Consider the following 16,791-nt stretch of genomic DNA (forward strand, 5'->3'; position numbering starts at 1 on the left):
TTCGTCACAGCCTCACTGATCCGAACCGGGACCTGTTGCGGACCTAGGTTGCCTGATGCAGCACTAGAGTCTGGCTTGTGGCTCGCTCGTACACGCACAAGACGATCAAGCTCTTGTATGGTCGCGCCAAGCGGTGCGCTTACCCAGGCTGTGACGAAGGGTTGATCTTCGAGCATCGGGGCCGCCTGTCGGTGACGTCCGAGATAGCGCACATCCGGTCCGAGACACCCGACGGGCCTCGGCACGACCCGGCGTACCCGGCCGAGCTGATCAACGCGGAGGAGAACCTCCTCGTCTTGTGCGGCAAGCACCACAAGGCCGTCGACGATCATGAATCGGTCTACCCGATCGAGGAGCTCGTGGCCTGGAAGGCCGGCCAAGCGGCCGGCGGACCCGGGCGGGAGCTGTCCACCCGGCAGGTCGAGCGGATCTATCGGCATTACGATCTGGGCGACCTCGGTCCGGTGGGCTTCGAACAGGTGTGCCAGGCGCTTGCCATCCACGTCCTCGGGCCTGAGACCGTGATCCCCGACCGATATGGGCGGAATTTCGGAGCTGATGCATTCTTCGAGGGAACGGCGCGGTCATATCCGACCGATAGTGATCCCTGGCAGGGGTACATCGCCGTCGACGTGTTGTACAGTGCGACCTCTCGCCGAAAGGTGGACGCAGTCACGCACCTGACCCTCAGGATCAGGGACCATCTCCACCGCTGGACCAGAATTGCCGGGACTGACAGGCGAGAAGTTCGACGCCCGGACTATCTGATTTTCGCCACCAACCTTTCGTTGTCCGGCCCCGGAGGCGAGAGGGAGCGGGTCTCCGATCGGATCGAGCCGCACGTCGACGAACTCCGTTTCAAGGGTTGGGGAATCTGGGACTACGACCGGATTGCCGACTACCTTGATGTATATCCCGACGTGCGGCGCGCGGTCGAGAGCTTGACGAAGTCGAACGAACTCATCGCAGAAGTTCTGGCGGGTCTCAGCGCAGGCACCCAGGGTCGCGAACCCCGGCCGTCCAGTCCCGTCGTCGGTCCAGGCCAACCCGGGCACGAAGGTGTCTTCGCTCCGGTCTACGAGGCTGCCGGAGGACGTGGACGACTCGGGCTTGCGATGGGAGAGGTGTTTGAGCACGAGTTGGGTTGGGTGCAGTACTTCACTGGTGGCCCCTCCGGTGAGCCGGCGGTGCTGTGCGCAAGGTTCGGGCAGCCTGTCGTCGCCGTCGCTCGTGAGGTATGGGATGACATCGCGGCTGTCTCCCGAGAGGTCGCCGGTGGGGGACCGACCGGGGTCGGCTTTCCGTTGGCTGACGAGTCCGAGCGTGGCGGCTATGTCGGATCACAGGCCGAAGTGGTCGAACTTGCCGGTGGTCGATGGGGCCGTTCGGGCCGCGGCAGATTGTTGCGGCGGCGGCCGGGTCCGCCGGTCTGGCAGCCCGCGGTCGTCTATGACAGTGAGGCGTTCGAGGAACGCGACCGTTGGTCGAGTGCCTTCGACACACGCGATCTACGGATCAGGCTTGCTGCTCGGATACCACTGTCCGCTGATGAGTGGCGGATCACCGGCGCAGGAAGAGGTCGCATGTTGTCGGCGGTAGAGCGATCCGGGCTGATGCCTGTTCTGTGTCGGGCGGCTGCCCGACGAGGACTTGATCACGGTGATCTCTTGTGGACGGAGATCGGCGAACCCGACGGCTTGAACAACAGCCGTTTTGCCGCCTATGAAGTTGTGGTGCCCGGCTCCAACGATCGTCCGGCGGTGGCGATCTGCCTTCGACTCGTGCTCCCCGACGGCCGTGGTATGGACCTGCGCACCGCTGTGGACCTGCGGGTTGATTTCGGAGCCTTCGATTCGACCAGTCGAGCCGTGTCACCGGAATCTCCGGAAGACCTCCGGTGGACGCTCGTCGAACTCGTCGACTTCCTCACCCAGGCATGGCCGGTCGCAACTACTGAACTCCTGCTCGCGGCAACGAACGATCCGCTCTCCCTCGCTCCAGCGGGAGCGCCCAGGGTCGAACTGCACATCCAGAGCGAGCAGCGAGGCACTGCCGACTCGGGGGTCTTGGACATGGTCGACCTCTCTCCACTGGGTGCACCCCGGGCCACCCGGACCGGAAATCTGTCCGTCGGCGTCACGACTCCGCTGGCCTTGCCCGAATCTGACGTCACGACGGTGATCAGGAGTGCTCTGGTGTGGATGGTCGAGGACGCGGGGTTCGTCACCCGTTGAGTCCACTCGGCGGCGAGAAGTACGTCGGACCGTATATCTGCCCGCCTCCCGCCGCCACGTGCGGCCTGATGGGTCTTGAGGCGCGCTCGGAGTTGGCCCGAGCGCGCGATCGCTGTCGACAGACGGGCCAGTGCAGGGTCCGGCTGCTGCTTACTGTAAGGCGGGTGGTCTACCGGCGCGACATCAAAGCCCAGGCCTACCTCCGAGAAGGCCGCCACGCCCTGGCTCGACGGATCTTCGACGGCCTGTGGAGTGCCAGAACTCTGCACTCGGGCGTTGAGCTGCGGTGATCGTGCATCATCATGGGCTGTAGGGGCATGATCGTGAGGCGTGAAGTTACGACTGCTGTACCTGATCTTCGTCCGACTCGTTGGCTGGCTGGTTCTGTTCGGCCGGTCATCGGCGGCCAAAGACGTGGAGTTACTGGTGCTGCGGCACGAAGTCGCCGTGCTGCGCCGGGCCAACCCTCATCCGCGGTTGGAGTGGGCCGATCGCGCAGTCCTCGCCGCATTGGTGCGCCGACTTCCCCGACTGCTGCGCGATCATCGAGTGGTGACGCCGGGCACCGTCCTGCGGTGGCACCGGCGCCTGGTCGCGAAGAAGTGGACCTACCCGAACCGCACCGGGCGCCCACCGATCGACGACACAGTGGTGGCGTTGATCGAGCGGATGGCCCGGGAGAACGCCGGGTGGGGCTACCGCCGGATCCAGGGCGAGCTGCTCAAGCTCGGACATCGGACAGCCGCCTCGACCATCCGTCGCGTGCTCAAGCGCCTGCGGATATACGGCCCGCGCCCAAGCGCGACACCGACACCTCGTGGCGGCGATTCCTTCGCGCCCAGGCCGCGAGCACGTTGGCCTGCGACTTCTTCCACGTCGACTGCGCGGTCACCCTCAAGCGCGTATACGTGTTCTTCGTGATGGAAGTGGCCACCCGCTACGTCCACATCCTCGGCGCTACCACCAATCCCGACGACCCCTGGACCACCCAACAAGTCCGCAACCTGCTCATGGACCTCGACGACCCAGCCGACTTCCGGTTCCTCATCCGAGACCGGGCCGGTCAATTCACCGCCTCGTTCGACGCAGTCTTCTCCGACGCCGGCATCAAGGTCGTGAAGATTCCACCACGGTGTCCATGGGCCAACGCCTACGCCGAACGATTCGTCGGGACCTTCAGACGCGAAGTCACCGACCGCCTGCTCATCATCAACGAACACCACCTGTGGGCGGTGCTGCAGCGCTACGCGAACCACTACAACCACCGCAGACCACACCAGGCTCTGCAACTCACCCCACCACGACCGGACCACCCAACCGCAAAGCCAGGCAGCACTTCCATACGCCGCCAACCAGTCCTCGGCGGCCTGATCAACGAGTACGAACCCACAGCAGCCTAACCGCACGTCAGACCGTGTGGCCGACTTCTGGCACCCCGCAGGCTCAGAAGGTTTCCGCCGACCTGCTCGGCAAAGTTTCCCACCGCGCAGCCGCAGTCAACGCAGAAGAACCGGCGCACCCGTAATCGCAGCACTACGGGCCGACCACCGGTGCGTCATCAAGCTTCCGGCCGTAGCGGCTGTGCGCCCGACTCGATCGCGCACCGCAGGACGGACAGGACGCGCTCTCTGCTCTGGTGCATGCCTGGATCCGTGTATCCGCGGAAGTCCGCTCGACACGCTCCAACGTCACACCGACAAGGTGCGGCAGCAGAACGTCCAACCAGTCATGATCACACCCCGACCATGATCACAGACTCGCCGGAGCTGCCAGTGGACACCTGATCTCGTTGATCACGCAATCAACGACAAAACCGCTCGTTTGGCTCAGGGTGTAGCCTGCGCGAACATCGCGCGGACCTCCTCCATCCTCACCGGTACATACCCCTGCGGGCCGTCCAAGGCGAACATCGTGGTGTCCCAGAGCCGCTCCCGGTGGCGGCTGGGCGTAAGCAGCACGCCGACCACGCTCCGGTGGTCCGCGGCGTCCTCACCGTGCAGGTCGTAGTGGAGCAGGTGAACCCGCCCGTGGAACAGGCCGCGCACGTCCTCGTCGAACCGCGAGGCGACCATGAACACCATGGGGGTGAACTCGTCGGGGTTCGGTGCGACGAGCCGGGTCTCGGTGCGGACTCCCTCACCGGTCCACGAACCGATGGTGGACAAGTGGCCCAGCAGCGTCCGGCCGAGTTCGGTGCGCGCCTCGATCGGGAAGCCGTCGAGGTCGGCGAGCACCTTGATGCGCAGTGCTTCGCGGTCTTCCGCGAAGGACGAGCGGGCGATGTCCTCCATGATGACCCGCAACAGCAGGTGGGCTGCCATGTCCTCGCGTCCGGCCGGGTTTAAGGGTGCCCGCGCCGTAGAAACCGCGGTGCCGAGCCCTGCGAGTCCGGGAGCCACAGGATCGGGCACCGCCTCCAAGTCGGCCAGCGCGAACTCGTGGTAACGCCGCGGCTCGTCGCCCAGGTCGAGCGGTTCACCGGCGACGCGGTGCAAGTAGGCCAGTACCGCGCGGGTCGAGTAGAGGTGGTCGAACAGGAACTCCCAGTCGCGCCGCATCAGCACGACCGCGGGCGTGCTCCCGGAAACTGGCGGCGGTCGGTAACCCTGCGGCACGTCGGGGTGGTCGACGATGATGATCGACAACCACTCGTGCGCGGCGCCGTCGACGCGGATGGCACGTCCCCTGGCGTTGGTCAGGACCGCCGGGGTATTGGTCAGGCGCCGGATCGTGCCGCTCGCCTGGCTCAACGCCTTCTTGATGTTCTTGGTGAGCCAGGCAACCTCTTTGGCCGCGTCACCACCGGGCCTGCTGCGGCTCTTGCTCTGCAGGACCGCAGCACGAGGACCGACGATGACGGTCCCATCACCCAGTTCCCGCATGCTGGATCCGTTGCGCTGCTGCTTCGGCAGGAAGAAGAAGTCGGGCATGCCGAACGTCGCGGCGGCGTCGCGGATGGCGTCCTCCGCCTCGTGCCCTTGCTCGTCGACCGCGGGTAGCGGCGAGGCGTCGGGGATGTGCCGCACGAAGGTGCCGTTGGATGTTTCGAGCACCAGCGTCAACTCCGGCATGGTCCCTCCAGGTCACTCGACGTCGAGTCCGAGCAGCTTAGATGTCGGTGCTGCGAACGGCAGCACCTTTCACGTCCAGGTGAGCGGATCTGGCGAAGCGTGGCGAGATCGAACCGACCACCGTCCGAGTCGTCGGGCCGCCGCAGAGCGACGGAGTCACGCCCAGGGCATGACACCCGGTAGCGCGTCACCCGGTGCGGTGACCGTGATCCACGCCCAGTCGTAGCACCGGTGGCCCTTAGCCCCGGTGCCGGCGGACAGCCGCTGCCACGCCCGTTTCGACAACCGGGCGACCGCCGAGTCGACACGGTGGTCGCCGGCCGCGGTGGCGACGTGGTGGTCGCACGCCACCGCCAACACGTACCCGACACCACGGCCCTCCAGTTCGGCGCGCAGCGCCGAGGCGCCGCCGTAGACCTCGTCACCGGTCACCCAGGCGGCCGTGGCCCCGCCGTCCAGCGCGCGGACGAGCATCCGCCGGGCCAGTTCGGTCTTCGTCGCGAACACCGTGTCCTCGGGCACGCCCGCCGCCGCGCACCGCTCCGGGTCTTCGGTCCACGAGGCCGGCGGGTACAGTTCCCGGTCGACCAGGGTGTGCCCGGCGGTGGTGGTGTAGGTCAGGAACACCCCGATCTGGGCGTTCTTGATCCGGCTCGCGGTCCCGGTGTACTGCCGTTGCACACCGACGGTGGGCACGCCCTTCTTCACGTCACCAGTCTCGTCCACGACCAGGATCGCGTCGATGGTCCCCAAATGCTCCACCGCGAGATCGCGGACGGCGTCGGCGTCCCACACCGCCTTGCTCAGCAGCTGCTGCATCCCCTCCGGCCTGGGATCGCCGGCGTGCTCGGCGATCGTTTAACAGTTCTTGCGCGGCAGATCCGACAGCAGGTCCAGCACGAACGCGCGTGCCCGTCGACGGGGTTCCACTCGCGTGAACCGGCCGGCCACCCGGGCCATCAGCCGGTCGAACGTCTCACGCCATCGGTCGGGGTCTACGCTGTGGCCCGGGGCCACCACATCATCTTGGACAGTTCTCACAAACTGTTCATGGTCCTCTGGTGGCTGCACCCGTCTTCACGGCCTCCTGACCAGCCAAGATAACGAACTCTGGCTGGAGTACTAATACTCCAGCCGCACTTGGTGATCATGTTGCTCTAGGCTGTCGATCTTGTGATCGTAGACGAGGGTTTATCGGCCTGGACTGCGGGTCTGGACGAGTTGTTCGGGCGGCTGGCGGGCCGGTTCCATCGGGTGGAGCCGAGGCGTCGTGGCCGGGCGTACGTGCGGGGTCTGCTGGCGCCGATCGCGGGTAAGAACGGCTGGACCTTGGCGGAGGTGGCCGGTGAGGCGTCACCGGATGGGATGCAGCGGCTGCTCAACGCCGCGTCCTGGGATGCCGACGGTGTGCGGGACGATCTGCGTGCCTATGTGGTGGAGCAACTCGGCGACCGCGACGGTGTGCTGGTGGTGGACGAGACCGGGTTCCTGAAGAAGGGCGACAGGTCCGCCGGGGTGCAGCGGCAGTACTCCGGTACCGCCGGTCGGGTGGAGAACTGCCAGTTGGGCGTGTTCCTCGCCTACGCCACAACGACAAGCCGCACCCTGATCGATCGGGAACTCTATCTGCCCAAGTCCTGGACAGGCGATCGCGCCCGGTGCCGTGAGGCGGCCGTGCCCGACTCGGTTTCCTTTGCCACCAAAGCGGTTCTGGCGCTTCGGATGCTGGAGCGGGCTTTCACGGCCGGTGTGCCGGCCCGATGGGTGACCGCCGACGAGGCCTACGGCCAGGACCACAAGTTCCGCACCTGGCTCGAAGACCGCCGGGTGGGCTACGTCGTGGCCGTGCCGCGCAGCCAGAGCGTCCCGACCGTGAACGGCAGCGCCCGCGCCGACACCCTCGCGCGCAATGCCCCACCCGAGGCGTGGAAACGCCGCTCGGCCGGTGACGGCGCCAAGGGACCGCGGCTGTACGACTGGGCCGCGGCGACCCTGCCGCCGGATCCCGAGCAGTACAGCGACCTGTCACGGTGGCTGCTCATCCGCCGCAGTATCACCAATCCGGACGAGCTGGCGTTCTACCTGTGCTTCGGCCCCACCGGCACACCCGACGACGAACTCGTCCGCGTCGCCGGAACCCGGTGGGCCATCGAGGAATGCTTCCAGACCGCCAAGACCGAGATCGGCCTGGACCAGTACCAGGTCCGCCGCTACGACGCCTGGTACCGCCACGTCACCCTCGCCATGCTCGCCCACGCCTACCTCGCCGTCACCGCGGCAAACACCCACACGACCCGGACGAGGACGGCCTCGTCCGCCTCACCCTCGGCGAGGTCCGACGTCTCCTGGCACACCTGATCACCCAGGGTTCAACAAAGATCGACTCTACCGGTGGTCCCACTGGCGCCGCCGACACCAGTACCGTGCTAGAAAGAGCCACTACCAGCGGAAACACACATAGTCACCAAGTGCGGCTGGAGTACTAATCGTCGCCTCCCCCTAGGGCTGCAGCGTGTCGAGGATGTCGAGCGCGAGAAGTCGGGCATGGCACGCCTGACCGGTGAGCGGGTCGAAGGTCCAGGAGCAGTTCCGTTGCCGACCTTCGGCGATGTCGCGCACGGACTGTGTCGCGGCCGAGTTGAAGTGGCCGCTAAGCCACAGCAATCGGATCGCGATGCCCACGGAGGCGTCGGGTAGATGCGTTATCTGTTCGGCGAGCTCGGCGGTAAGGTGGTGATCACGGCGCAGCCGGGCGGCCAGCGGGCGGTGGATGTACCCAGGGTCTCTGTCGTTGCGGGTGACCACGCGCGCTATCTCGACGGCCAGGTCCAGCAACTCCGTCGCGTCGGAGGTGCACGCCGCTGCCAGTTCGGTCCATTCAGGGAACTCGTGCCACGGTTGGCCTGCTGGCGGGCGGGCTGTGACGAGCAGCATCCTGGCGACCAGATGGTGGTCCGGTCGTAGCCGAGCGAGCGCGGCGGCGACGCCGTAACTGGGTAGCGGTAGGTAAGTCTCCTCCGCGGTAACGATTTCGGCGTTCTCAATCCGTGCGAGCTGGTCGTCGAGCCACTGGTGGGTGCGCGGGTCTGTCCCAAACTGTTCGGTCAGCACGTGCAGCGCCGTCCACGCCTGTTCAATCTCGGAATCGTGGTACCCATCCGCCCGTTCCAGTAGCGTGATGGTCCTCGACCAGGCATCGTCGCTGGTGGTGCCGATGCGGCGCAGGTAGCTGACGGCTGAGGCCGTTCCGGCGAGTTCCGGCCGGTCCTCGAGCAGTTTCTCGAGGTCTGCTTTAGTCTCGGGGTAGTCATGCGCCACGGCGAGAATATCCGAGAAGAACTCGCGGTCTGAGCTCGACTCGAAGCCGAATCGCTGGGAGAACTCCTGCCCTAGGGAGGCTTTTACATCGGTCCAGAACCGGCACACGTATCGGGAGAACAGCTGTGTGTCGCTGCCATAGCCATGGTGGATCTGTACGGGCTCGCCACTGCCGCTTTCGCGCAAATTAGTGAGGATGTCCAGGCGGCCCAGTTCAGCCAAAGCGCAAAAGGCTGCACCTCGCCGCTCGTGCATATCAGGGCCGAGCGCACGGGCTTGTGCGGTGAAATTGTCGAGGATTTCACCGGCGGGTGATTGAGTTTCCATCAGACGCCGCGTGAAGGCTGTTGCCGCCAACATCTTCACGGTGCCGTCAGGTTCGGCGTCATAGCCTCCGAGAAGCCTGGTGGCCGAGAGGTCGGACAGGGGCGCGCTCGCCAGTGCTTCGATCAGTCTGGCGCGCAGCGGCGGGCTCAGGGAGCCGAAGTGAGCGGCGACGATGCCACGTAGGTCGGGATCGTCGCGTGCGCCGTAGGCGATCGAGGCCACTGGCGAGTCGTGCGCGGTCAACCGGTCCATGCCGCGTTCGCGCACCACGGGGTGATGCATGAATCCCTCGAACAGGGCATCTTCGACACTATCGCCGAGGAATGTCTTCTCGTCTCCGAGCGCGTGGCGCAGCAGCGCTTCCACGCGGGGATCCGTCCGGTCGCCACCACGGCGCAGGATTCCGTCGAGGGCTCGCACCACAGCTGAGGTCTGTCCGGTCGTTGCAGCAAGGGCTTCCAGTCGCGCGAGGGCGTTAGCGGGCTCGGTGATGATTTCCGACAAGTAGGCGACCAGACCGTCGTGTGGCGTGGTCGCGGTGTCAGGTTCGAGAGGGGCGCGCAAGGCGGCGTGGACCTGGGGATCCTCGGGCCAGCCTTCGAGCAGTGCGCGCACGATCCAGCCGATTCCCCAGCTGTTTTCGCGGCGCAGGCGTGCCAGGAGACGGTCGCGCACGCGCGTGCTTCTGGCTACCAGCGAGCACAGGTAGACGCCGCGTTCGCCAATGCCCGAGGTCAGCAGTTCGTCGAGGAACACCTCGAGAGCGGACACGATCTCGGGGTCGTCGCGGTAGGCCTGCGCCAATTGGGGCCACGGCAGCTCCACCAACAGGCTGGGTTGATCAGGAAACAGTGTGCGGTCGGGTGAGATGTACTGGCGGAAGAACCTACGTGTCTCGGCGCGGTGTGGGTAGCACGCGAACAACACGACGGTGGCGGGGTTGTCGCGGGAATGACGGCGTCCGCGATCGAGAGTGGGATCTGCGTCAGGCAGATAGTGCTCGAAGATCACCTGGTCGTCTGGGAAGTGGTCGAGCATCAGCTCGATGATCCGATCCACCCACGCCGACAGACGCGGGGCCTGGTCGAGCAGTGTGATCAGGGCGGTGCGGTTGGCTTCGGTCGTGTTGCCCCGGCGCAGATCCGCCGCCAGGCAGGCGTGCCGGACTGCGAAGTGGGGATGGGCTCGTCCGGTGTCGATGAGCGCGTCGAGTGCTGGATGGTCGGGTGTGCACAGCGACAATGCCTCGGTGGCCGCCGCCCGGCGCCGGGGCAGGCCGGTGGTGCGGGCGAGCTCAGCGAGCCGGTCTGCGGTGACGGTGTCGCTGGCGAACGTGGTGCCGAGGATCCGGCCGGCTAGGCGTTGCACGTCGTCCTCGTCGGCGTGCAGGGCGTGCCAGAGCATGCTCCGCAGTGTCTCGTCGGCGGGCCAGGCGGATGCGGCACGTAGGGTTGCCAACCAGCTTTCCCGCGGGTAGGCGTGCAGCCAGGTGGTGAACCGTGCCGTCAGTTCACCGCGCACTTCGCGTCGGGACAGACCGGCCGCGAGTCTGTCGAGCAGCGCGGCCCGGTGTGCTTCGCGTTCACCGGTCTCGATCACCCCGATCACCCGCGCGAGCAGCCTCCGCCGCGTCGCCGCGTCCACGACGCCGGCACCTACCGAGACCTCGGCGGCGAGCAGGTCGGTCGCCTCGCACATCAGCGGGTTGCCGACGGCGTGCGCGTCGAGCAGGTCGAATATGGCGACGATCTCGGGCGGCCGGGTGATGCCGAGGATCAGGAACCGCAGGACCTGTGCCCATTGCCGATCGGTCACGTGGTCGACGGCCAGCTGCGCCAGCTGCTCCCCGGACAGCATCAGCAGCCGTTGGGCGGTGAGGAACTCCAGCACGGAGCGGTGGAAGAACTGGGTTTCGTCCGGCGCTGGACGGATCATCAGTCCGACACCGGGGCTCAAGGCGTTGACCAGCTCCTGTGCGGCCGTGTGCGCCTCGGCGGCCGGATAGCCGATCTCTTCGATGAGAGTGGAGCGGAAGCCGGCGCGCAGATCGTCGTCGGAGATGGTGACCGCGGCGGCCCGGTGCATCTGTTCGGCTACGGCGCCGCTGACTCGGCGAATGTCGCCTGTGGCGGGGAACAGGTCTCCAGCTCCCGAGGTGACGATCTTGCGCCGGCGGTGCTCGCCGACCATGCGCTGGACGACGTCGTCGAGCACTGTATGCAGGTCATGAGGGAACTCGGTGTGTTGTTCCTTGCTGCGCAGCAGCAGTGACAGAAACAATGGCAGGTCGGCGAGCTCCCGCAGGTGCGGTGAGGACTCGATCTCGGCCGTCCACGCGGCTGCGTCGTGCGACAACGCAAGCTTATCGACTATCGGTGCCAGCCACTTCGTGACAAACGCCAGGCGCTGCGCGTGGTCCAGCGGCGCGAGCGTCGCCATCCGCCACTGTTCAGGGTCCAAGGGGACCTCGGCGGAGCTGAAAGGTCTCGACGAGGCCAACAGTCCGGCATTTTTGGTGACGGCGAATACCTCCATCCGATCGGTACACAGCCGCGCGGCGTCCGGGCTCGCCCACTCGTCCAGACCGTCCACGACGAGCAGAACACGCTCGTCGCGCAGCGCCTTCTCGATCAACGGCCACAGATGCCCGTGGTCGTAGACCGACAGCCACTCCCGCACCCCGTCCAGGACACTGACCGCACGGGCGTTCTTGCGGACAGCGGAGGTCCAGAACGCGAACGGAAGCCACACGGGCAGCACGGTGTTCAGGCGGTCCAGCCCTGCGGTCAGTGTGGGCTCGTCGGAGAACAGGTCGAGTATCAGCATGCGCAGTAATGCGCTCTTGCCGGCACCCGGCGCCCCGACCACAAGATGTTGCGTGCCGGTGGCGAGCCAGTCGGTGACGGCCACCCGGTTGCTGTGCGCGGTGGAGCGGGCCCGCACCGGTGCCGCGACCGCCGTCGGGTTGCGTAGGCCTCCGAGCACATCGGGAAAATAGCTTTCGCGCCGCGCCGACCTGGCGGGGTCCACGACCGCCACACCAGGGGATGGTGCCGTGGACGGCGTCGGCATGTCGTCGCCGAGCACGACGTCGGGCACGATGAAGCGCTCGGCGAGCGGCATCGTGCGCTCCGAGCTGTGCATGCCGCGTTCGAACTGGCCGAACACCGTGCGGTACAGAGATCCGAGTTGCTGGCGGTACTCGATCATCTCCCGCGCGTCGAGTCGGGTTCCCAGCGCCGCGGCGGCGTCCTCTCCGGCGAACACGCGCACAGCCTCGCGGGCGAAGAAGTCGTCGACGAGCCGCGGCTGATCCTTGAGCAGCGCGCTGAGCTCGGTCTGGTCCCATAGCGTGAACGTAATGCCCTTGGCAGTCAGCCGTAGACGCTCCTGCTCGATGCGCGCCGCGGCCTGGGTTCGCTCGAGGTTGTCGGTGACAGCCAGCACGAATTCAGTGGCCGTGGCCGCCCACTCGCCCCTGAGGAAGACGTCCACCGCACCGGTGATCTCACCGGATGTAAACCTGTCGGTGGTGCGTTTGCACTGGATGACCAGATAGGTACCGTCCCGCTTGCGAGCGTACAAATCAATGCCGCCCTGGGATTGCCCTTCGACGCCGAACATGCGGCACTGCTCGATCGTGCCCTGCAGCCGCGCAAGCCGGTAACACAGCCGTTCGAAATCCTTGGGATGCAGAGAATCCAGTGCCAGCAGCTGAGGCCGGGTGACCGGCGGGGTCTGACCGCAGGACTGTGGCGCGGTCGCCAGGTACGTGAGATTCGCCGCCTGCAACGGCCCGCTGGTCATGACAGGATTGTGGCACCAGCCGCCCTGTGACGGCATCAGGCTGGCCGTGGACCACCGTCGCGTGTGTACCCGAGCTCAACGGCGACCGCCGTGCTCGCGTGACTTCGGCAGCGCATGGTCGTTGACCTGGCCAGCCAGGTGGCGGGTAGGCAAGGGCGATACGGCCAGCCTGTTGTTCGCCTTGCGGAGCGCGGGTTCCGCACGCTGATGGCGTGGGCGCCGCGGACGGCCGCCCCACCGGCGATCGGGCAGGCGGGATCAGGTCGTGTTTCAAAGGTGCTGACCGGCGGTGTGTCGGTGGCCGGAAAGTGGCGAGGTCTCCGGTAAGTGGGTTAGCGACCAAGCAAACCCGAACACCGGAGACCTCGTGGCCAGCGTAGCGGCAGCGGGGCGGGCCGATCTGACCGACGCGCAGTGGGCGCTGTTGCAGCCGCTGTTACCCGTGGGTCGCAAGCCGGGCCGTCCGCCGAAGTGGAGCAAGCGTCAGTTGATCGACGGCATCCGGTGGCGGGTGCGCGTCGGTGCCCCGTGGCGTGACGTCCCGCCCGACTACGGGCCCTGGCAGACCGTCTACGGGTTGTTCCGACGGTGGCAGCGGACCGGGGTCTGGCGACGGATCCTGACCGCGTTGCAGGCCCGCGCCGATGCCGACGGGCTGATCGTGTGGGACGTGTCGGTCGATTCCACGATCATGCGGGCGCACCAGCACGCGGCGGGTGCGCGGAAAAGGGGGATCTGCAGGTCGAACCGCCCGACACCCCGGCCGGAGGGGTCGAGCCCGATGATCACGGGTTGGGGCGGTCGCGGGGCGGCTGGACCAGCAAGCTGCACCTGGCCTGCGAGCAGGGCCGCCGTCCGTTGTCCCTGCTGGTCACCGCCGGGCAATGGGGTGACAGCCCGCAGTTCGTCCCGGTGATCGAACAGATCGCGGTGCCCCGGCACGGCGGCGGACGGGCCAGGACCCGGCCGGACCGGGTCCTGGCGGACAAGGCCTACAGCTCCAAGGCCAACCGCGCCTACCCGCGACACCGCGGGATCAAGGCCACCATCGACCAGCCCCGTGACCAGGCCGCCCACCGCAAGGCCAAAGGCTCCGCCGGTGGACGGCCACCCACGATCGACCGGGAGATCTACAAACAGCGCCACGCCGTCGAGTGCGGCATCAACCTGCTCAAGCAGCACCGGGCGGTCGCCACCCGCTACGACTGTGAGGATCATGTTGTGCCGCTCCGGGTCGGTGGTCTGACCCGCGCTACGACTGACCAAGTGTCCTTAGTTTGATCTGTCGGCCATGGGCCTGGAGCGGTGCCTGCTGTCGCCGGACCGGCGGAGCGTGTCCCGATAGGGGCCTTGCCGCTAACAAGGCGCCATCACAGTCCTGACCGCTCCCGACCGGCCCGGCGACGGCCGATCCGTCCCGAGAGCCGACCAGGAGACAAACGACCGTGCCCAGTGTCCCCGACAAGCCCGAACGCGACCAGGCCGACCGGCCGGAGATCGTTCTCGGTGTCGACACGCACAAGGACTTCCACGTCGCCGCCGTGATCAGCACTCTCGGCGTGCTGCTGGGCAGTGAGACGTTCCCGACGACCGTGTCGGGCTATCGGCGGGTGCTGTCCTGGGCCTCGTCCTTCGGCAGGGTGCGCCACGCCGGTGTCGAATGCACCGGCTCCTACGGAGCAGCCCTGGCACGTCATCTCACCGCAGCGGGCATCGCGGTGGTGGAAGTCAACCAGCCCGACAAGGTCCAGCGTCGCCGGGGCAAGACCGACGCCGGGGACGCCGAGGCAGCGGCCAGGGCGGTGCTGTCCGGCCGCGCTGCCGCGAAAGCGAAAACCGGTGCCGGCCCGGTCGAGATGATTCGCATGTTCAAGCTGGCGAAGGCATCGGCGATCAAGTCGCGCACCCAGGCGATCAACCAGCTCAAGGCCGTACTCGTCTCCGCCGACCCGGAGTTGAGGGACTCGTTGTCCGGGCTGGGCAACCCCAAACTCGTCCGCCGCTGCGCCGAACTCGATGCCGACACCCCGACCGATCCCCGCTCGGCCGCGACATACACGCTTCGGCTGCTCGCCCGCCGTATCCGCGATCTGACCTGCGAAATCGACGACCTCAACAACCGGATCGAGACGGTTCTCCAGACACACGTCCCCGAGCTGCTACGACGACCGGGCATCGGCCCGGACACCGCAGCCGCGCTCGTCATCACCGCGGGAGACAACCCCGACCGGATGCGCAGCGAGGCCTCGTTCGCCGCGCTGTGCGGCGTCAGCCCGATCGAGGCGTCCTCCGGGAAGACCCGACGTCGACGGCTCAACCGCGGTGGCGACCGCCAAGCCAATGCCGCTCTCTACCGCATCGCCCTGTCCCGCCTGCGCTGGGACCCGCGCACACAGGACTACCTCGCCCGCCGCCTGGCCCAGGGCAGAACCCGCCGCGAAGCCATCCGCTGCCTCAAGCGCTACATCGCCCGCGAGGTCTACTCGCTGATCAACAGTCCTGACGACACATCCACGCCACTATCCGAAGCCGCTTGACATCCATAGGGGCATCAAACTCGCCGTCCGCTACCAGGCCACCATCGACATCGCCGCCATCAACATCTGGCTACGCCACATCTGAAACACGACCTAGTAGGGCTTTGTTAGGTCGAGTGATGGGATGTGTGGGCGGTGTGGTTTCCTGCGGTGGTGACGCCGGAGGAGATGGCCGAGGTGCGGCCGGTCATCGAAGGGTTCGCCGCGGAGGTGTTCGGCGGGTTCGCCCGGCGTGACCAGCGCGGCAAGGGTGAGCTGTATCTGCGTGGGCTGCTGTTGGACGGCAGGCGCAAGTCGATGCAGCCCATGGCCGAGCGCCTCGGTGTGGACCATCAGCAGTTGCAGCAGTTCGTCACCACCTCGACCTGGGACCACGTCGAGGTCCGGCGCAGGTTGGCGGTGTGGGCGGCGGGGTTCGTCGACCCGGACGCGTTGGCCGTGGACGACACCGGGTTCCCCAAGGACGGGACCTCCTCGCCCGGGGTGGCGCGGATGTACTGCGGGGCGTTGGGCAAGCGGGGCAACTGCCAGGTCGGGGTCAGCGTGCACGCGGTCACCGACTGGACCTCGGCCGCGGTGGACTGGCGGCTGTTCCTGCCCGAGTCCTGGGACGACACCAAGGCCGACGACGAGCGGACAGCCGCGGAGATCGCCCGCAAGCGGGCCCGCTGCGCGATCCCCGACCAAGTGCGGCACCGGGAGAAGTGGCGCCTGGCCCTGGACATGATCGACGAGCTGCTGGACTGGGGCATGCCGCGGCGGCCGGTGGTGGCCGACTCGGCCTACGGCGACAACACCGCCTTCCGCCAGGGGCTGACCGACCGCGGTCTGACCTACGCGGTGGCGGTCTCGGCCTCCACCAGCCTGCATCCCGGCTCGACGGCCCCGGTCCCGCCGAGCTGGTCGGGCATCGGCCGCCCGCCGACGAAGACGACCTACCCGGACAAGCCCGTCACCGCCAAGACCCTGGTCACCGAAGCCGGGCGTTCGGCGGGGCGGTTCGTGGTCTGGCGCCACGGCTCCCGCAGGAGCGCGGGCAACCCGACCGCGACCATGCGCTCCCGCTTCCTTGCGCTGCGGGTGCGCCCGGCCAACCGCAACATCCCCCGCGCCCCCGACGGCAGCCTGCCCGAATGCTGGCTACTGGCTGAATGGCCCACCGGAGAACCCGAACCCACCGACTACTGGCTGTCCACCCTGCCCGTCGACATCCGCCTGCGCGACCTAGTCAAGCTGGCCAAAATGCGCTGGCGCATCGAACACGACTACCGCGAACTCAAGGACGGCCTCGGCCTGGACCACTTCGAGGGCCGCTCCTGGATCGGCTGGCACCGCCACGTCACGCTGGCCTCGGTCGCGCAGGCAATCTGCACCCGGCTGCGCCGCACCCCAAAAGCCCCTGCGCAGGTCTGACCCTCTACGCCGTCCTGCGCGAACTCCAAGCCTTACTCGCGGCCTGGACAGGCGTCTGCCACACCTGCCGACAACCCGTCCAGG

The 16,791-nt window shown here is 67.1% G+C and carries 8 protein-coding genes and 2 pseudogenes; 7 read left to right on the forward strand and 3 right to left on the reverse strand.

Going from position 1 to position 16,791, the window contains the following annotated elements:
- The first annotated feature begins 77 nt into the window (after positions 1-77).
- The 3 genes from FHX81_RS39440 (at position 78) to FHX81_RS41580 (ending at position 3,634) form a co-directional block, all read left to right on the forward strand.
- Entirely contained in the window at positions 78-2,234 is a 2,157-nt protein-coding gene (locus FHX81_RS39440; protein WP_141983522.1) for an HNH endonuclease signature motif containing protein, read from the forward strand.
- Positions 2,235-2,564: 330 nt separating this feature from the next.
- Positions 2,565-3,155: a hypothetical protein gene (locus FHX81_RS41575; protein WP_246108191.1), complete on the forward strand. Its 591-nt coding sequence runs from the start codon at positions 2,565-2,567 to the stop codon at positions 3,153-3,155.
- Positions 3,143-3,634: an integrase core domain-containing protein gene (locus tag FHX81_RS41580; protein ID WP_246108192.1), complete on the forward strand. Its 492-nt coding sequence runs from the start codon at positions 3,143-3,145 to the stop codon at positions 3,632-3,634. The genes FHX81_RS41575 and FHX81_RS41580 overlap by 13 nt, the downstream gene beginning before the upstream one ends.
- A 426-nt stretch (positions 3,635-4,060) precedes the next feature.
- Here FHX81_RS41580 and FHX81_RS39450 read toward each other — a convergent pair whose 3' ends face one another.
- Together FHX81_RS39450 and FHX81_RS39455 are read right to left on the reverse strand one after the other, a co-directional pair.
- Complete coding sequence (locus FHX81_RS39450; protein ID WP_141983524.1) at positions 4,061-5,305, reverse strand: hypothetical protein; 1,245 nt, start codon at positions 5,303-5,305, stop codon at positions 4,061-4,063.
- Positions 5,306-5,479: 174 nt separating this feature from the next.
- A pseudogene (locus tag FHX81_RS39455) lies at positions 5,480-6,265 on the reverse strand (IS701 family transposase); the annotation flags it as partial.
- 216 nt (positions 6,266-6,481) lie between these two features.
- On the opposite strand from FHX81_RS39455, the gene FHX81_RS39460 reads away from it, so the two are divergent.
- Entirely contained in the window at positions 6,482-7,663 is a 1,182-nt protein-coding gene (locus tag FHX81_RS39460; RefSeq protein WP_141984396.1) for an IS701 family transposase, read from the forward strand.
- 141 nt (positions 7,664-7,804) lie between these two features.
- Here FHX81_RS39460 and FHX81_RS39465 read toward each other — a convergent pair whose 3' ends face one another.
- Positions 7,805-12,757, reverse strand: coding sequence for a restriction endonuclease (locus tag FHX81_RS39465; protein ID WP_170232363.1), 4,953 nt, complete (start codon positions 12,755-12,757; stop codon positions 7,805-7,807).
- A 367-nt stretch (positions 12,758-13,124) separates the two neighbouring features.
- On the opposite strand from FHX81_RS39465, the pseudogene FHX81_RS43120 reads away from it, so the two are divergent.
- The 3 genes and pseudogenes from FHX81_RS43120 to FHX81_RS39480 all read left to right on the forward strand — a co-directional run bounded on the left by FHX81_RS43120 (position 13,125) and on the right by FHX81_RS39480 (position 16,707).
- Positions 13,125-14,038, forward strand: a pseudogene (locus tag FHX81_RS43120) (IS5 family transposase).
- Positions 14,039-14,253: 215 nt separating this feature from the next.
- Entirely contained in the window at positions 14,254-15,294 is a 1,041-nt protein-coding gene (locus FHX81_RS39475; protein ID WP_141983673.1) for an IS110 family RNA-guided transposase, read from the forward strand.
- A gap of 153 nt (positions 15,295-15,447) precedes the next feature.
- Entirely contained in the window at positions 15,448-16,707 is a 1,260-nt protein-coding gene (locus tag FHX81_RS39480) for an IS701 family transposase (protein ID WP_425473873.1), read from the forward strand.
- Positions 16,708-16,791: the final 84 nt, after the last annotated feature.

The sequence above is a fragment of the Saccharothrix saharensis genome, from assembly GCF_006716745.1.
Taxonomy (GTDB): Bacteria; Actinomycetota; Actinomycetes; order Mycobacteriales; family Pseudonocardiaceae; genus Actinosynnema; species Actinosynnema saharense.

What these genes read in the sequence shown, in the direction of transcription:
- FHX81_RS39450 (WP_141983524.1), bottom strand. Translation starts at nt 5,305, where the DNA reads ATGCCGGAGTTGACGCTGGTGCTCGAAACATCCAACGGCACCTTCGTG.
- FHX81_RS39465 (WP_170232363.1), bottom strand. Translation starts at nt 12,757, where the DNA reads ATGACCAGCGGGCCGTTGCAGGCGGCGAATCTCACGTACCTGGCGACC.